A 16440-nucleotide genomic window follows, 5' to 3' on the forward strand; every position below is an offset into this window, starting at 1 on the left:
GATTTCATTACCGCCCGAATGGGCTGGCATCCTATGGCACAAGGGATTTCTTCCTTCAAGAGACCCGGCGACGGAATGAGCCGTCGACGGCGGCCCGATCTCACACTATGTTGTCGCGCGAATTTCACTGTCAAACTTAACGAGGAACCCGCGCATGGAGCGTTCCCCCCACGCCGACCGCTTCGCCGAGATTATCGGCGCAGCACATGTTCTGACTGACGCAAGCGACCAAGCCCCCTACCTTACAGAGTGGCGCGATCTCTATCAGGGCGTCACATCAATGGTGCTGCGTCCCGGCTCGACTGAAGAGGTGAGCGCGGTGATGACATATGCCTATCAACATGACTTGAAGGTTGTTCCGCAAGGCGGCAACACAGGTCTGGTCGGTGGACAAATCCCGCAGGAAACCGGGGATGAGATCGTCCTTTCGCTGTCTCGACTGAACAAGGTTCGTGCAGTCGATCCAGTTGGTTTCACCATAATTGTGGAGTCCGGCGTTGTGCTTGAGACGCTGCAAAACGAGGCCGAAAAAGTCGACCGGCTGTTCCCCCTTTCGCTCGGCGCACAGGGTTCCTGCCAGATCGGCGGCAACATTTCCACCAATGCCGGCGGCACCTCCGTATTGGCATATGGCAACACCCGCGACCTCGTTCTCGGGCTCGAAGTTATCCTGCCGACAGGTGAGATTTGGAACGGGCTCCGGACCCTTCGCAAGGACAATACCGGTTATGATTTGAAACAATTATTTATCGGCGGCGAAGGCACCCTGGGGATTATTACCGCGGCTTCCCTGAAGCTTTTCCCAAAGCCCAAGAAGATGGAAGCAGCTTTCGTAGGACTGCCGGACCCTCATGCGGCTCTCAAGCTGTTCACCCTTGCAAAAGCGCAGGCAGGACCCGTCCTGACCGGCTTTGAAATCATGCCTCGCATCGGGGTCGAGTTTTGCCTGAACCACCTGGACGGAGCGCGTGATCCCCTTGAAGGGTCACATGCCTGGTACGTTCTCATGGAACTCTCCAGCGGGTCAGACGCCTTTCCGGTTCGTGATCTGCTTGAAGGCATCTTGGGGGATGCATTCGAAGACGGGCTGGTGGAAGACGCGGCGTTTGCGCAGAACCTCGGCCAGGTCCAGGATTTCTGGCACATCCGGCATGGTATGTCAGAGGTTCAGAAAGCTGAAGGCGGATCAATCAAACACGATGTGTCTGTTCCAGTTGCCTTGATCCCGGACTTCCTGGACAAAGCTGCCGCGGCCGTTGAAGCCTTTGTGCCTGGCTGCCGGCCTGTGCCGTTCGGACATATCGGTGATGGCAACATCCATTTCAATGTCAGCCAGCCAGTGGGCGCAGACAAGGCAGCCTATCTGACGCACTGGGACGACATGAATGCCATCGTTCACGGCATTGTTCAGGACTTTGGCGGCAGCATATCAGCCGAACACGGGATTGGCAGACTGAAGCGGTCGCTGCTGAAGGAAGTGAAAACAGACATCGAGTTGGATCTGATGCAGAGAATTAAGTCGGCATTCGATCCAAAGGGCCTTCTCAATCCCGAACGGGTTCTGTGAAGCCTGGCTGAAGCCAACTCGAATTCGTGTGTCAGCAGCTGCCGGTCTCGCCGGCAGCGGCTTTCAAATTGAACTTCTGTTTCTTTTAAACGAAACAAGATTTGGGCGAATTCATTTTCAGATGGACAGTAGTCAGCTTGAATTACTGAGATTGTCCTTTGGAAAGAGCTCAAAGTGTTGCTCAAGATTTCAGATCGCGACTGAACAAGCACCAACCGTTCAAACCAACAAACGATCAATTGGTAATACTGGCGAGACGCCATAATTATGTGCTCGCCTGGGGATAAGAAATTCCTGCACATGTTCGCAAACAAGAAGCAAAGTTCCTTGTTGGCCGGCACGCAGACATCTGATCCCACTGACGTTTCTGCAAACGGCACTCAAGTCGAGGTTCAACTCGCTTTTCCTTAAAGCGTCTCACCCGGCTGCCGAAATTGTCCCCAGCTTCGTCTGCGCGAGTCGCAGCCTCGCAATCTGCTGGTTGCAATTTTCGGGTAGCTCGCCTTCTCACACGAAAAACCTCTGGACTGAGCTATCGTTAAAAATCTCTAGCTCATTTGCGCTATTGCTAGATTTTCACTGCTTAAATTCCCGATTTTTGCAAGCAGCTTTTGAAAACTTTGAGAAAAAATCCCGAAAAGTTAATAATTTCCTAAAACTGTCTTTATGCCCAAAGGCATTCTTGAAGATGCAGAAGGAGATCAACTCGATCAGGACTTAATTCAATTTCCTGACGTCAACGTAATGCAAGATTCGCTATGTAAAATTTACATGCGCCGTAATCGTCATCTACAAAAATTACAATATGAAACGTCTATGACCTCATAAGAATAAGCTATTTGTAAACATGGTAAGTAAAAGGTTAATGGTGTTTCATAGGCGTTAATAAGCCACCGGTCAGGAGGCCCAAAAAGGGTCCAAAGACCTAACAAAAGCAACGGGCAGCGAAGGCGGAATATCGCAGCCCATTAGACAGTGCACGGGGGGGAGCAAGATGCACGTTCCCTCAAATGGAGGCCACTATGCAGGTTCAGAACCTAGCAAGCTCGGATCAATGGGATCGTGTAAAGAAGGAATTGAGAAACGAACTGGGAGATGATGTTTTTTCCAACTGGTTCGGACGCGTAAAACACGAAGAGACGACAGGCGACGCAGTTCGACTGTCTGTTCCAACCCGTTTTCTCAAAAGCTGGATCCAAAGCAACTACGAAAAACAACTCGTTGGACTTTGGAAACGCGAACAGGGTGAAATCAACCGCATTGAACTAACCGTTCGCGGCGCGTTGCGCCCCCGGCAGATTAGCAAGACCCCACCAAAAGCTATCACCGCTCGCAGGATCAGTGGTCGTCCGGCCCCATTCAGCAGTACGCCGCAATTCGGCTCGACTGTCGGCACTGCTGCCATCCCCTGTCTGGCGGACACAGGTGAAGACGCTGCAACCGATTTCCTGAGCGGCGCAGCTCTGAACCCGAAACTTACTTTCGACACGTTCGCTGAAGGCGCTTCAAACAGCCTTGCCTGCGCTGCCGTGCGCCAGATGGCTGCGGGCCACGAAGGCACGCTGGACCTTCTCTACATTCATTCAACGACCGGGATCGGCAAAACTCATCTGCTGCAGGCAGCGGCAACCGAGGCGCGAAAAACCGGACGTCAGGTCGCGTATCTGTCTGCAGAGTTCTTCATGTACCATCTGGTACCTGCACTTCGGACCCCGGCCTTCCCAGTGCTCCGTCAGGCCATGAGATCCATCGATCTGCTTCTGGTGGACGACCTTCAGTTTCTCCATGGCAAGCAGGCCCATGGGGAATTCAGCAAGACACTCGAGCTGCTGATGGAATCTCCCTCCCAAATCATCATGGCGTCTGATCGCGCTCCGGAGGATCTCGATACATTGGGACACGGCCTGCGCCAACGGATCCAGAGGGGTCAGGTTGTCGGCATCCAGTCGACGGACTATGCGTTGCGTCATGACATCTTGAGAAAACGGATCGCCTCTGCGCGGCGGACACATCCCGGCTTCTCCGTGCCAGAGGAGGTTACCGACTATATTGCACGGTACGTCATCTCTTCTGCACGCGACCTGGAAGGTGCCCTGAACAGGCTGTTCGCACATAACCAATTGACCAAACAGTCCGTAACAATGGAGCTTGCGGAAAAAACCCTGCATGATCTGGTTCGGATAGGCGAGCCGCGCTCAATCAAGGTTGAGGAAATTCAGCAGGTCGTCTGCAAGCATTTCAGTGTCACGAAGGCAGACCTTCTGTCGTCCTGCCGCGCTCGCACGCTGGTGCGTCCACGCCAGATCGCGATGTATATCGCAAAGGTCATGACAGGGCGGTCTTTGCCGGAAATTGGCCGCAGGTTCGGCAATCGCGACCACACGACTGTGTTGCATGCTGTCCGGAAAATTGAAGCCATGGTGAAGGACGACAACGTGCTTGCCCAGGAAGTCGAACTCCTGAAACGTCTGATTCACACCTGACCAGATCCGGGGTCGCTCCCGGCAGACTGCGCAATCGGGGCCATCCGATTGCGCACAAACTTCCGGCGGCAGCTAAAGCCTGCCGGTTCATCTAAACCTCCCTCTCCTTAAAGCCGCCATAGCGGCTTTCTTTTTTGGTCATTGACTCAGTCGAAGTCGGCGATTATTCACGGCTCCGGTTTGAGAACACCAGCCGCCCGCGGGCAATTGCCTTTGGTGAAGTTTCTCGCGCGACCCATTCGCGGACATGCATGAGCTTCCACAGGACTGTGCAGGCTGATGGCAATGCGGGCCCCGTCGACATCGCCTGCCTTTCTTGAAAGGTATATCTCATGTCGCCTCCAAGCGTCGCTGACCTGAAAACTCAGGCGAAGCGGTTGCGCACCGCGCTCGCTGCCAAAGGCCAAACCGTTTCCCACAGCCAGGCACTGGAAATCTTGTCCGTGCAACATGGCTACAAGGACTGGAACACCGCCTGCGCGGCACTCTCGAAGCCAAACCCACTTTCCTTTTCCGTGTCGGACCGGGTGACGGGGACATACATGCTTCAGCCCTTTGAAGGCGAAATCCTATCGCTTTCCAAGCTGGGATCGTCGGGGCAATACCGGATCACGCTTCAGTTCGACACACCGGTGGACGTTGTAACATTCGACAGCTTCTCCTCATTCCGCAGCCGCGTTACCTGCGTGATTACGGCAGATGGTGTCGCAGTTAAAAAAACCTCCAATGGTGAACCATATCTGCGACTGAAGACATCAGGCTGACGTCCGATACCAATGCACGGTGCGACATTGCGTTCGCGCAAGGGCCGCACCGTGCCGTCGTCCTTCGTCAGATCGGACCTGAAAACCTGCGTGAGCCATGGCATAGTAACCTTTGAGACAACTTGAAGGACTTGGCACACCGACCCGTCGGCAGCGGTGTCTTTGGCCAAATCCGTACCCGTGACCCAAGGACGTCAGACATGACCGAGCAGATCGCCGCTGCCTCGAAGCTGTTTTACCGGCTTCACTTTTTATGCGTCTTGTTCGCGTTGCTGGCGACACCCCTGGTCTCCACCGCCGCTGCTTCTGTCATGCCAGGCGGAAATTCCGGCTGGTTGGTGGTGGCCAGCCGGCCTGATGCAAATTCCGCAATTTCGCTGGCAAGCGGGTTTGCCAACCGCTTTCCGCAAGTCACCGTCTTTCAATCCAACAACGGCTGGTATGCCGTAACGCTAGGCTGGATGAGACAGCCCGCCGGAAATTCTTATAAGGCCCGTCTGGTTTCTACTGGGGTCATTCCTGGCGACAGCTATTTTCACAACGGCCAGCGGTTTCAATTCGCAGTCTGGTCCGCAACCGGCATGACAGGCGGGGCCTCGCAGGCCCTCTTTGCTGCGACGGCACTGCAACAAGGCGCAACGCCCTCGCCAGGGCGACCATCTTCCCAGGCATATGTCAGTGGCCTCGATCCCCGTGGCGACAATTACCTTTCACTGCGCACAGGTCCCGGGTCGCGTTATCAGGAAATCGCGCGCATGGCCCCCAATACGCCGCTGACAATCCTGGGTCGCAATGGTTCCTGGCTCAATGTCGCAATGGCAAACGGGCGCAGCGGTTGGGCCTACAGCAAGTACGTAGCCACAGCGCCCTCGTATGCGCCCTCACCGCAACCACCTGTCATTGCGCCTCCTCCGGTCACATCGCCGACAATTGCAAAACGGTCGATCGCACCTCCTCGCCCTGGCGTTGTCGGCGATTTGAGCGACAGTGGCGACAGCTTTCTATCGCTGCGAACAGGTGCTGGATCCCGTCATACGGAAATTGCGCGCTTACTTGAGGGGACCGGGGTTTCTATGCTTGCCCAGCAGGGCGCCTGGTTCGAAATCGAGCTTTCCAACGGCATGCGAGGCTGGGCACACGGCCGGTATCTTGCAGCTGCCAAGCCTCCCTCGTCCGGAGCTGGAACTCCAGGTATTCCGACCATCGGCCCCGGTGCAAAAACACGTCCACCTGCCTCATCCCCGAATTTGCCTGACCTGTCGTCATTGCCCGACGGAAAGCGCGTTGCTCTGGTCATCGGCAATTCGGCCTATGAGAACACAACTCCTTTGCCCAATCCGAAGAACGACGCGGCAGGTCTGACGGCTTCCCTGAAACGGCTTGGCTTTACAGTCATCCTTGGTCTCGACCAAAGCAAGGTCGCCATGGAAAGCACCATCAGATCCTTTGTGCGAAACATTCAGGACGCTGATGTTGCGCTCTTTTTCTATGCCGGCCATGCCATGCAAATGGATGGCAGAAACTTTCTCATCCCAATCGATGCCAAGCTTGAAGACGCAACCGCAGTCGATTTTGAGACAATCGAACTCGGCACAGTCCTGAACTACATGAACGCCCCCGGTCGGCTGTCGATCGCTTTGCTCGACGCCTGTCGGGACAATCCCCTGTCCAGACGATTTCGGACCCTTAGCCGCAGTGCCTCTGTTGGCCGCGGTCTCGCAGCACCCCGTGCGGGCGATGGCAATATCCTGATCGGATTTGCGACCGCCCCTGGTGATGTCGCCCTGGACGGGGAAGGCCAGAACAGCCCATTTACCGAGGCCCTGCTGAAACATATCGAAACGCCGGCGCTGGAAATTGAAATCATGCTCAAGCGCGTCAAGGCCGACGTTTACGCTACCACGCAAGGCTCGCAATCTCCCTGGCACAATTCAGCACTGCGCCGCGAATTCTATTTTTCAAAGTAAAGCGTCACTGCTTAGCGCAAACGTGCCATCACGAGATGCCCGGGGACGGGTTCGCCTTCCTCAAGGCGAACCGTAATGGGCTCCATGGCAAGAACATCAAAACCGGCTGTGCCAAGACCTGCGAGGACGTAAGTTTCGCTTTGGGCAAACCGGTTCTTGGGTCCGACCATATATGGCCGACCCGCCAGCGTCTCATCAGGGAGCGTTTCCGTGGAAAATGTCAGGTATCCACGCGTATTCAGCCGGCTTGACACACCGTTTAGGAACGGTTCGATCGCCCCCAGATACGGCAGCACGTCCGTGGCGGCGATCAGATCCCAGTGCGGCCTGCAACCGTCCTCATCTTCAAAATCCGTCAGAAACTCAACAGCTTCACCAACGTAAAGGTCATCATAGACCTCTCGGTCATAGGCCAATTCTACAATGCGTTCCGACAGATCGACCCCTGTCCGATGATGTGTGCAATCTGCAAGAGAGACACCTGTCAATCCAGTGCCGCAACCAAGGTCAAGCATGCGCTCGAATGGGCCAATTCCCAGACGGTCGATCAGGTCGCGCACCAACAAAGGCACGCAGTACCCCAGTTCATCGACCAGGATCTCATCGAAGACATCCGCGTGCTGATCAAAGAGGGTCGCCACATAGGCGTCAGGCATTTTTTGAGGGGAGTTTTCAGCGCCCATGGCCGCAAGACGTATGGTGACGCCTCCCGTGTCCTGCGGATCTAGCGACAAAGCCAATCGGAAGGCAGCTTCTGCACCGGTCAGATCACCGGATTTTTGAAGCTCGAGACCTTTGTTGTACGCTTCAGCCAGGGCTTCGTTGTCTGCCTCATCGCTTTTTGCCGGCGTGTTGTCATCATCGCTCATCGGAACTCCTTCGAGCCCCTCCCCTACAAGCATCCATTGCGCTTTGCACGGGAAATCTCCTCAAAACAGGTCCAGCTGGCTGTCATCCTTGGCAGGTTTTGACGGCTTGGGTTCTTCGGACCTCCCGGGCGCCAGAACCATCTCGTCTTCGCCGACAGGCCGCTGAACGTCTTCATCGTCATTGACGACCTTGTTCACCCGCGTTGAAACAGGATCAGCGACCAGAAAGTCATCCTCAACCGGAACCAGAAGTTTCTTCGCCTCACGCACATCCACATTGGCCGTATCGAGCCACACATCAAAAACCTCCGGCTTCAGAATGGCGGGCATTCGATGATGAATGCCAGACATCATCCGATTGGATTGCATGGTCAGGATTGCACCGCTGTCCATGTCGCCGCCATCGGGGTCTGACCAGGTATCCCAAAGGCCTGCAAATGCCATGAGATCGCCTTTGGCAGGGTGGATCCAATAAGGTTGCTTGCCTTCCGGGGTTCTGCGCCATTCATAAAAACCTGACGCAGGGATCAGGCAACGGTGATGCCTCATCGCTGCGCGGAACGAAGGTTTTTCCGCTGCTGTCTCTGCCCTTGCATTGATCAGCAGCGTAAAGTTTGCGGGATCCTTGACCCAGGACGGTATCAGTCCCCAACGCAAAAGGTGAAACCGACGCTTACCGAAGTCCTGGCGGACGATCGCCAGTGGTTGAGTTGGTGCAATGTTGTATCGGGGTGGAAAGTTCGGCTGGTCCAAATATTCAAAAAAACTCCGAACGGCGTCCGGCGGCGTAGTGAGGGCAAGTCGGCCGCACATTTTAGGTATCCCCTATCCGGAACCGGTTCGTGTTCAGAACACGGCGCTACAAGTTGATGCCAAGTTAGGCAATTGGAAACAAAAAAGAAGTAGTCTGAGCATCAAGTCAATAACGGGGGTCGGGTATGGAGTGTTTGGATCCAGTTTTGGGCGCCGGGGAGCTGGCAGCCGAAAGGCTGGAACAGGCGAATATCAATCCCCAGACTGGTTTGGCCACGGACTATCTCAATCATTTCAACGAAGTGATGATGTTGCTGGAAATGCTTCCGGCTATGCCTGATTGCGCCGAAGATGTTCTTGATTGGGAACCCCTGGACTATGAAGGTCATTTCGAAAACTCGACCTTCAAGGACAAGAACCTGGCCATTGCGGCCTATCACGCCGCGCCCAATTACCTGCGTGAGCATCTGGAAGCACAGGTCGCAGACATCAACAATCTGGTGGGTGAAATACAGAGCCAGCTTCGCGAAGCGGCCGACCCTGCCGCTGTTGCCGCAGAAATCGCGGATAGAGCGACCCATGAGATCAAACCTCTGATATCTGTTGCCGGTGCGGTGATCCACGGTCATGTTGAGCCAGAAGCAACCCAACATGAAGGCGACGGTGCTCAGGCGGAAATTGACGCCCTGTTCGCCTGATCCGATTTACAGTCTCAGGCCATTGAATGTCCCGGTTCTATCCAGATGCGCCCCGTGTCGGTGTCAGTGTATTGTGCCTTAAAGATAACAAGGCCCTCATGATCAAGCGCGGCAAGGAGCCTTATCTCGGCCATTGGAGCCTTCCCGGCGGTCTTGTTGAATTGGGCGAGACCCTGAAACAAGCTGCCGCAAGAGAACTGCTTGAAGAAACCGGTGTTCAAGCCGCTCTCGGGGAACCGGTTGAGACTTTCGACTCCATTGACCGGGACGAGCACGGAAAGGTGGTGACTCATTTCATCCTGACAGTCTTCCGTGGCAGCTATCTCTCCGGATCGGCGCTCGCCGGTGACGACGCCGCTGATGTTGCGTGGGTTCACACCGATGATCTGGAAAACAGACCGACAACGCCCGGTACGCCGGAACGAATACGGCGGCTGATGCTGGTCTGACGTTCTGCCCACGCGCTTCACGCAGCTTTGCAGTGACTGTGATTCCATTTCCGCTGAAAAATATCGGACGATGGCGCGGAACCAACTTGCGTCTCGGAGACACGACCATGTGGCCATTTGGAACTACTGGAGCAACGCTCCTGCGATCCATGACACTTGTCAGCCTTCTCGCCCTCACCTTTGTCAGTTCAGGTCATGCCAGTCCTGAACGATGGCAGCGGGGCGGTTTTACCACCGACTTTTCAAAATCCACCGTCGACTTCAAAGACATCTTTTCCGGCGGTCCACCGAAAGACGGTATACCGTCGATCGATGAGCCGCGATTTGAATCGGCCAGTTCGATAACCTGGCTGGACGGCAGGGAACCGGTGATCCGTCTGGAACACGGTGACGTTGTTAAGGCCTATCCGCTGCAGATCCTCATCTGGCACGAAATTGTCAATGATCGCATCGGCGATCTCCCGGTTGCGGTTACATATTGTCCACTCTGCAACTCCTCCATTGTTTTCGACCGCAGGCTTGATGGCGAATTGCTGGACTTCGGAACAACCGGTCTTTTGCGCAATTCCGACCTTGTGATGTATGACCGCCAATCCGAGACATGGTGGCAGCAGTTTACGGGCGAAGGAATTGTTGGGACGCATGCCGGCCGGGAGCTGAAAATGATCCCATCGCGGGTCGTTGCCTTTGCAGACTTCAAGGAAGCACATCCGAATGCCGAGGTCCTTGCACGGCCCGTACCTGCAAGACGCAACTATGGCCACAATCCCTATCTCGGGTATGACAGCCGCTCTGCGCCTTATCCGCTCTATAAAGGCGATCTGCCGGACAATATAAATCCGATGGCAAGGGTGGTGATCCTCCATGACGGCGACACGCTTTTTGCAGCAACGCTGGAGCATATCCGCCAGAACGGAACGCTTGAGTTTGCAGATAACGTATCGCTGCGCTGGACAGGTGAAGTTTCCTCTATCCTGGACAAAGGCAAAACCGATGCGGGCCGCGCGGTCGGTTCTGTTGAAGCTGTGAAGACCTCAGGGGCCGATGAAGTGCCGCTTGTTCATGACGTGACTTTCGCCTTCGTGGTGCACGCCTTTCACCCTCAACTGCCAATTCTTGGGATCAAATCACCATAGCGCTTGCAGCAGGCAGCTCACTTGCGCATGATCCGCTCATGAAGAACGGATGCAAGCGATTTGCCTCGGCCCGTGCCGCCCTTTTTGCGATTCTATTGCTGTCGTTACCTTCAGAAGTTGTATTGGCGCAGGAGAGTTCTCTTGACGAGCCGCCGTTCGAGCAGCAGTTGATGCGCTTGTCTGAAATCTTCGGTGCGCTTCATTTTCTCAGGCCGTTGTGCGGTGAAAATGACACCCCGAGCTGGCGGGACCAGATGGAAGACTTTCTGGACGCTGAAACGCTGGACGAAAACCGACGCCGACGCTTTATCGAACGTTTTAACCAAGGTTATCGTGGCTTTTCAGTTGCTTACCGGGACTGTACAGACGCTGCGCGTATCGCAATGGGACAGTACCTGAGCGAAGGCGAAACAATTATCACCGACGTCACCAGTCGATACGGCCGATAATTCCACAGAAAACTTTCAAAAGTTACGACTTCGTAAACCTTTTCCATCAAATTTGTGGGTGGACGTTAAGTTTGCGTTCACGGTTACTTATCAGCGCGGTACGCCGTGCTAGGATCGAAACACAAGATTCGGGGCAGGAACACGCTGGGGTTGTTACGCAGCGTACGGAGAGAACCGGTAAGGAAGCGAATGATAAACGACGATTATGCTGATGCGGCAATGGAAGCCGAATTTGCCGAAGACGAAGACATCAGGCGTGCTGCTCTGGGCTTCATTTCCGACGCATGGGCAGAAGCCATTGCCAATGGTGTCGACGCAGACGCAGTCGCGCATGCGGCAATGTTCACAGCCCTCGCGGATCTCGTTGCCGCCTATGGTGAAGATGCTGTTGCCAAGCTTGCCGAAGGACTGCCGGATCGCATCCTGCAAGGCGACTATACTGTGAACCGCGTCCTTCAATAGTCCGCCTGAGATTGAAGACGAAAAAGGCCGGATTGTCCGGCCTTTTTGATTCTGTCTCTCTTGGGCAAATACCCTTATCCGAAAGCGTCGAGCGCCAGGTTTGCGTAAAGCAGCAGCCCGAACGCGATCAGCAGAACGCCCGCGATGTGGTTCACCCGATCAAGCCACTTGTCATCGATGGCGTGTCTGAAGTGGGAGACCGTTGCCGATATGAATACCCACCACGACGTTGCCCCTGCTGCCACACCGGCGACCATAATCAATGCACCGACATGATCACCATGCTGTGGCCGCCAGTCGCCCAGGCTGCCGAAGATAAAAATAAACGCCAGAATTGCCCCTGGATTGGTGATCGCCATAAAAAACGCGGCCGTGGCATCTCCGAGAAATCCTCTTTCGAACCCGTTGCCCTTGTTGTTCAGGTGCGGATGGGTGTGCCAGATCTTGAAGCCGAATATGATCAGCAGTGCCCCGCCGACAAGCTCAATCAGGCCTGATTGCCCCTTGATGAAATTGATGACCGCGGACACACCGAAAATGGCGGCAGCTGCGTAAATCGTATCGGCCACAACAGCACCAAGGCCAACAAAGACGCCCTGGCGGAAGCCGCTGTGAACGGCATGCTGGATCGCCATGATGTTGACCGGGCCAACGGGCGCTGTTGTGAGTATGCCGACAACAAACCCTATCAGCGCATATTCAAAAAATGACACGACCGGTCTAACCCCCCAGACCACTGATCTCGCTATCGTGAAGATTGCACCTTTCGATAAAGGGCCGTCAGCTTCATGACAAGGCACGAGAAATTCACATTGGCGCTGTTTCCACATTCGCACGAATTGTTTAAGGAAAGGCCTAGTCAATTCGGGTAGGGCGGCATCGGGAGACAGTCACGATGAGACGAATATTCTCGGCAACAGGGCTTGCCCTCTTCGCTGCCTTGGGTGCGAATGGCGCGATGGCGGCCAAGGCACTATCAGTGCAGACGGAAACCATACCAGTCACATCTGACACGCAGTCCGGCACGGCACCGCCCGACGCTCCGAAGGTCAAGGCAACCGAGGCAGACACAGATCTCCCTTTGCCGGAAGTCCTCTACAGCACAGATTATTTGCCAAAGCCTGTCGCGCGGATGCATTCACAACTGAAAGAAGCTGCGCTGCTTGGCGATATGAAACGCTTGCGCATGGTTCTTGAGAGCAACGAACTGCCGCCGACCCTCTCCTTTGGAGAGATCGGTGATCCGATCGAGTTTTTGAAACAGAGTTCAGGCGACGGCGAAGGTTTTGAAATTCTGGCCATCCTGGCCGACGTTCTGGATGCGGGCTTCATACACGTCGACAAAGGCACGCCTCAGGAAATGTATGTCTGGCCCTATTTTGCCCGCTACCCGTTGCATGACCTCACACCGGAACAAAAGGTCGAGCTGTTCCGTATCGTGACAGCAGGTGACTTTGCCGAGATGCAGGAATTCGGAGCCTGGAGTTTCTATCGTGTCGGTATCGGCCCGGACGGTACGCTGCATTATTTCGTTGCAGGGGATTAACTGAGAAACCCTTAAAAGGGTGACTTCACCACACGCTTTCCATGCGCCTTGTCCTTGGTCATACTCGCGCCTGTTCCTGCTATCGGCCACGAGGCACATATTGGCTATAGAAACCGCAGATTATGAGCCGCAAAGCCGCGCCTCGCTTCTCCCGATACTCTCGGTGAATTTTGTCGGCACACTTGGATTTTCAATCGTTGTGCCGTTCATGGTTTTCCTCGTGGCCCAATGGGGTGGCAACGCCATCATTTATGGAGCGTTGGCTTCAACCTATTCCGTGTTCCAGTTGATCGGAGCTCCTATTCTCGGAAGATGGTCTGACCAGGTCGGCCGGCGAAAGGTTCTGCTGCTCAGTCAACTTGGAACAATGCTGTCCTGGATCATTTTTCTGACTGCATTCGCAATGCCTGCAAGCTCACTCCTTGACGTCGACAATGCCCTTCTCGGACAATTCAGTCTGACACTGCCCCTGATCATCCTGTTTCTTGCAAGAGCCGCTGATGGTCTTACGGGTGGCAATGTTTCTGTTGCCAATGCCTATCTGGCCGACATCACCGATGACGCGCACCGCACCAAAGACTTTGGCAAGATGGCAATGTCGACAAATGCCGGTTTCATTCTGGGCCCCGCTTTGGCCGGTCTTCTGGGAGCAACCGTATTTGGCGAGATCGTGCCGGTGCTCGCGGCGCTGGCAATCTCGATCATTGCCAGCGCCCTCATTCTTCTTGGGCTGAAGGAAAGCCATGCCGAGGTCCTGAAATCCAAACCAGGCCTTCGCAACGCCTGCAAAGTGTTCGGACAAGACACAAAGGAAGTCTACCAACTAAAAGGCCGCGAGGAGACCTCGAACCGGGATATTCTTCGTCTGCCGCTGATGCCCGCACTTCTGACCGTCAACTTTCTGGTCATGCTGGGTTTCAGTTTCTTCTATATCGCGTTTCCGGTACACGCTGCGACACAGCTCTCCTGGACGGTGACCGAGACCGGGGTTTTCTTCGCTGTCCTCAGCTTGTGGATGATGATCGTGCAGGGGCCCCTGCTCTCAAGAGTCTCAGGCTTGGTACCTCAGAATATTCTGCTCCTGGTGGGTGGCCTGATACTTAGCCTCGGATTTATTTTCCTGTTCTGGGAAAGTTCGACCGCGATTTATCTTGCTGCCCTGTTGATTGCCGTTGGCAACGGACTGATGTGGCCAACCTTCACTGCGGTTCTGTCCGAATTCGCCGGAAGAAGGCTTCAAGGTGCTGTTCAGGGTTTTGCCAGCAGCCTTGGGGCCGCTGCCAGCATATTCGGCTTACTTGCAGGTGGCCTGCTCTACAATTGGGCCGGCGCCTGGGTCTTCCCGCTTGCCGCTATTGTTATTGCAACTGCGGCCATGATTTCGGTCAGTTTCAGACGGGTCAACGAAAGTGGAGCTGAGACTTCCAGTAAATGAAGCCGGATATTATCCGTTTCGATTCTCGCAAGTCTGCAAAGCTACGGGTGCCTCCTCCCTTGCTTCATCGTCACAGCATTGACGAGACTTCAGTTTGCACGCGGCGAGAACAGTAGCTTCAGGTAGGTGCGCAACAACATGATTTGCTCCGAAGCACTGTTGTTCTCGCGAAGGGCCCGCTGAAGAACCAGCCCACCTTCGACAACGCTTGAAACCATGTCGCCGAGAGCGTCAAGGTTCACATCCTCGTTTGGCTGGTACACCAATGCAATCTCTTCGAACATGCCGCGGAAGCGCCGACGCCAGCTCAATATTGCCTGGCGGTTCAGCTCCCGGACACCGTTGTCGAACAGACGATCTTGATAAGCAGTCGCAGCGATTACGCAACCCGGATGGCCATTGGGCATATCTGCCAGCATCTCTGCCAGCATTTTCAAACCGATCAGCATCGAATGAAGCGGATCGTCGCTCAGTTCGCGCGCCCGGGCAAACAAGTCGTCATAAAGTGCGTCTTCAACAGCGATGTATCGTTCAAGCATTGCGCGTGCCAACGCGTTCTTGTCCTTGAAGTGATAAAAAAACCCACCGCGGGATATCTGTGCGCCGGCAACGATCTCGTCGATCGACGTCGCCTCGAAGCCTTTTTCAAGCACTGCTGCTTCTGCAATATCCAGGATCCGGGTACGTGTGTCGGTTTTTTCGGTCATCTGCCCCTTCCCAACTGTACCGTGAGTCCAGTTCAAGCGTTTCCAACAGCTACCGCCGTGACATCAATCTTCCTTAACCATTGAAATTACTGCACAAAAATTATTTGAGCAACCTGACCACGCGACAACTACCGACGGATCGGCGTGCCACATACTTCTTGTCCATCAAACAAAGGATGGAATAAATGCGAATTCAATTACTTGCCGAGGCTGATCGTTTTTTCCTGACCGACGGCGGACTTGAGACTTTCATGATTTTTGAAAAGGGCCATGAGCTCCCCTGCTTCTCTGCTGCTGTGCTGTTGGATACCGAAACCGGTCGAAATGACCTGACCGCGTATTATGAAACATTCATTGATCTGGCCCGGACATCCGGGCGAGGGTTCGTTCTGGATGCACCCACCTGGCGAGCAGGTCTGGCTTGGGCGGGCCCCTTGCAAACATCCGTGGCAGAAGTCATGGAGACCAACCGCCGCGCAGTTGAATTTGTGAGCGATATTCGCAACCGGCACGAAACGGAAGAACTGCCAATTCTTATCAACGGTCTGATTGGCCCAAGCGGAGATGCCTATTCCACTTCGACCGAACTCACGGCAGAAGATGCGTTCATGATCCATGCACCGCAAATCCATGCACTCGGGCGGGCCGGCGTGGACATGATCAGTGCAATGACGCTCACGCACTCAAGCGAAGCAATCGGGATTGCCCGAGCCGCACAAGAGATCGACGTACCAGTTGCCATCGCGTTCACCCTGGAAACAGATGGCCGGTTGCCGTCTGGTCAACCTTTGGGAGAGGCTATCGAAGCTGTCGATCACGCCACCGATGCAGCACCGGTCTACTACATGATCAATTGCGCACATCCCGACCATTTTCAGCATGCACTCGACACCAAAGCAGCCTGGCTCGAGAGAATTGGCGGAGTTCGGGCGAATGCTTCGCGGCAAAGCCATGCAGAACTCGACGCAGCTGAAATCCTGGATGATGGCGATCCTGAGGAGCTCGGCCAGTTGAACCTTCAACTTCTCAAGACGCTTCCCAATCTGTGTCTGATCGGAGGCTGTTGCGGTACCGACCATCGCCACGTCTCCTGTATCTCGAAACATGAGCTACTTCAGCCGGCAGCTTGAATACGAGCCGAGCGCAACTGAAGTT

Annotated in this window: 16 protein-coding genes; 12 read left to right on the top strand and 4 right to left on the bottom strand. The window is 54.8% G+C overall.

What is annotated here, in order from left to right:
* Positions 1-154 precede the first annotated feature (154 nt).
* The 4 genes from K1718_RS22155 to K1718_RS22170 all read left to right on the top strand — a co-directional run bounded on the left by K1718_RS22155 (position 155) and on the right by K1718_RS22170 (position 6781).
* Positions 155-1567: an FAD-binding oxidoreductase gene (locus tag K1718_RS22155; RefSeq protein ID WP_265680823.1), complete on the top strand. Its 1413-nt coding sequence runs from the start codon at positions 155-157 to the stop codon at positions 1565-1567.
* A gap of 1022 nt (positions 1568-2589) precedes the next feature.
* Positions 2590-4050: a chromosomal replication initiator protein DnaA gene (gene dnaA / locus K1718_RS22160; RefSeq protein WP_209006676.1), complete on the top strand. Its 1461-nt coding sequence runs from the start codon at positions 2590-2592 to the stop codon at positions 4048-4050.
* A gap of 332 nt (positions 4051-4382) precedes the next feature.
* Complete coding sequence (locus K1718_RS22165) at positions 4383-4814, top strand: glyoxalase superfamily protein (protein ID WP_265680822.1); 432 nt, start codon at positions 4383-4385, stop codon at positions 4812-4814.
* Positions 4815-5014: 200 nt separating this feature from the next.
* Positions 5015-6781: a caspase family protein gene (locus K1718_RS22170; RefSeq protein WP_265680821.1), complete on the top strand. Its 1767-nt coding sequence runs from the start codon at positions 5015-5017 to the stop codon at positions 6779-6781.
* A gap of 11 nt (positions 6782-6792) precedes the next feature.
* Here K1718_RS22170 and K1718_RS22175 read toward each other — a convergent pair whose 3' ends face one another.
* Positions 6793-7650 carry a methyltransferase gene (locus K1718_RS22175; RefSeq protein WP_265680820.1) on the bottom strand — a complete coding sequence of 286 codons (858 nt, stop codon included), beginning with the start codon at positions 7648-7650 and terminating at the stop codon, positions 6793-6795.
* Between the two features lie 60 nt (positions 7651-7710).
* Positions 7711-8463: an SOS response-associated peptidase gene (locus tag K1718_RS22180; protein WP_265680819.1), complete on the bottom strand. Its 753-nt coding sequence runs from the start codon at positions 8461-8463 to the stop codon at positions 7711-7713.
* Positions 8464-8609: 146 nt separating this feature from the next.
* Here K1718_RS22180 and K1718_RS22185 point away from each other — a divergent pair, with 146 nt between their 5' ends.
* The 5 genes from K1718_RS22185 to K1718_RS22205 all read left to right on the top strand — a co-directional run bounded on the left by K1718_RS22185 (position 8610) and on the right by K1718_RS22205 (position 11597).
* A complete protein-coding gene (locus K1718_RS22185) occupies positions 8610-9101 on the top strand; it encodes a hypothetical protein (protein ID WP_152503020.1) in 492 nt (163 codons plus the stop codon).
* A gap of 26 nt (positions 9102-9127) precedes the next feature.
* The gene (locus tag K1718_RS22190; protein ID WP_152503021.1) at positions 9128-9550 is read left to right on the top strand and encodes an NUDIX hydrolase; all 423 of its coding nucleotides are present in this window, start codon (positions 9128-9130) and stop codon (positions 9548-9550) included.
* A gap of 32 nt (positions 9551-9582) precedes the next feature.
* The gene (locus K1718_RS22195) at positions 9583-10686 is read left to right on the top strand and encodes a DUF3179 domain-containing protein (protein ID WP_265680817.1); all 1104 of its coding nucleotides are present in this window, start codon (positions 9583-9585) and stop codon (positions 10684-10686) included.
* 38 nt (positions 10687-10724) lie between these two features.
* Positions 10725-11135, top strand: coding sequence for a TIGR02301 family protein (locus tag K1718_RS22200; RefSeq protein WP_152503022.1), 411 nt, complete (start codon positions 10725-10727; stop codon positions 11133-11135).
* A gap of 189 nt (positions 11136-11324) precedes the next feature.
* Positions 11325-11597, top strand: coding sequence for a hypothetical protein (locus K1718_RS22205; protein ID WP_006933467.1), 273 nt, complete (start codon positions 11325-11327; stop codon positions 11595-11597).
* A gap of 74 nt (positions 11598-11671) precedes the next feature.
* Here the strand turns inward: K1718_RS22205 and K1718_RS22210 are convergent, their stop codons facing one another.
* Positions 11672-12310 (bottom strand): LysE family translocator, encoded by a 639-nt coding sequence (locus K1718_RS22210; protein ID WP_152503023.1) that lies wholly within the window; start codon positions 12308-12310, stop codon positions 11672-11674.
* A 182-nt stretch (positions 12311-12492) separates the two neighbouring features.
* Here K1718_RS22210 and K1718_RS22215 point away from each other — a divergent pair, with 182 nt between their 5' ends.
* Both K1718_RS22215 and K1718_RS22220 read left to right on the top strand, forming a co-directional pair.
* On the top strand, positions 12493-13143 hold the full coding sequence (locus K1718_RS22215) for a hypothetical protein (RefSeq protein WP_209006677.1): 651 nt from the start codon (positions 12493-12495) through the stop codon (positions 13141-13143).
* 100 nt (positions 13144-13243) lie between these two features.
* A complete protein-coding gene (locus K1718_RS22220; protein ID WP_265680816.1) occupies positions 13244-14578 on the top strand; it encodes an MFS transporter in 1335 nt (444 codons plus the stop codon).
* Positions 14579-14667: 89 nt separating this feature from the next.
* Here the strand turns inward: K1718_RS22220 and K1718_RS22225 are convergent, their stop codons facing one another.
* Positions 14668-15285, bottom strand: coding sequence for a TetR/AcrR family transcriptional regulator (locus K1718_RS22225; protein ID WP_152503025.1), 618 nt, complete (start codon positions 15283-15285; stop codon positions 14668-14670).
* Between the two features lie 185 nt (positions 15286-15470).
* Between K1718_RS22225 and K1718_RS22230 the strand changes: the two genes are divergently transcribed.
* Positions 15471-16415, top strand: coding sequence for a homocysteine S-methyltransferase family protein (locus K1718_RS22230; protein ID WP_265680815.1), 945 nt, complete (start codon positions 15471-15473; stop codon positions 16413-16415).
* Positions 16416-16440 lie beyond the last annotated feature (25 nt).

This window comes from Roseibium porphyridii (genome assembly GCF_026191725.2).
Classification (GTDB): Bacteria; Pseudomonadota; Alphaproteobacteria; order Rhizobiales; family Stappiaceae; genus Roseibium; species Roseibium porphyridii.

Excerpts from the sequence above, each read along its gene's own strand:
- K1718_RS22155 (WP_265680823.1), top strand. The coding sequence starts at position 155 with ATGGAGCGTTCCCCCCACGCCGACCGCTTCGCCGAGATTATCGGCGCA.
- dnaA (WP_209006676.1), top strand. The coding sequence starts at position 2,590 with ATGCAGGTTCAGAACCTAGCAAGCTCGGATCAATGGGATCGTGTAAAG.
- K1718_RS22165 (WP_265680822.1), top strand. The coding sequence starts at position 4,383 with ATGTCGCCTCCAAGCGTCGCTGACCTGAAAACTCAGGCGAAGCGGTTG.
- K1718_RS22170 (WP_265680821.1), top strand. The coding sequence starts at position 5,015 with ATGACCGAGCAGATCGCCGCTGCCTCGAAGCTGTTTTACCGGCTTCAC.
- K1718_RS22175 (WP_265680820.1), bottom strand. The coding sequence starts at position 7,650 with ATGAGCGATGATGACAACACGCCGGCAAAAAGCGATGAGGCAGACAAC.
- K1718_RS22180 (WP_265680819.1), bottom strand. The coding sequence starts at position 8,463 with ATGTGCGGCCGACTTGCCCTCACTACGCCGCCGGACGCCGTTCGGAGT.
- K1718_RS22190 (WP_152503021.1), top strand. The coding sequence starts at position 9,128 with ATGTCCCGGTTCTATCCAGATGCGCCCCGTGTCGGTGTCAGTGTATTG.
- K1718_RS22200 (WP_152503022.1), top strand. The coding sequence starts at position 10,725 with ATGAAGAACGGATGCAAGCGATTTGCCTCGGCCCGTGCCGCCCTTTTT.
- K1718_RS22205 (WP_006933467.1), top strand. The coding sequence starts at position 11,325 with ATGATAAACGACGATTATGCTGATGCGGCAATGGAAGCCGAATTTGCC.
- K1718_RS22215 (WP_209006677.1), top strand. The coding sequence starts at position 12,493 with ATGAGACGAATATTCTCGGCAACAGGGCTTGCCCTCTTCGCTGCCTTG.
- K1718_RS22225 (WP_152503025.1), bottom strand. The coding sequence starts at position 15,285 with ATGACCGAAAAAACCGACACACGTACCCGGATCCTGGATATTGCAGAA.
- K1718_RS22230 (WP_265680815.1), top strand. The coding sequence starts at position 15,471 with ATGCGAATTCAATTACTTGCCGAGGCTGATCGTTTTTTCCTGACCGAC.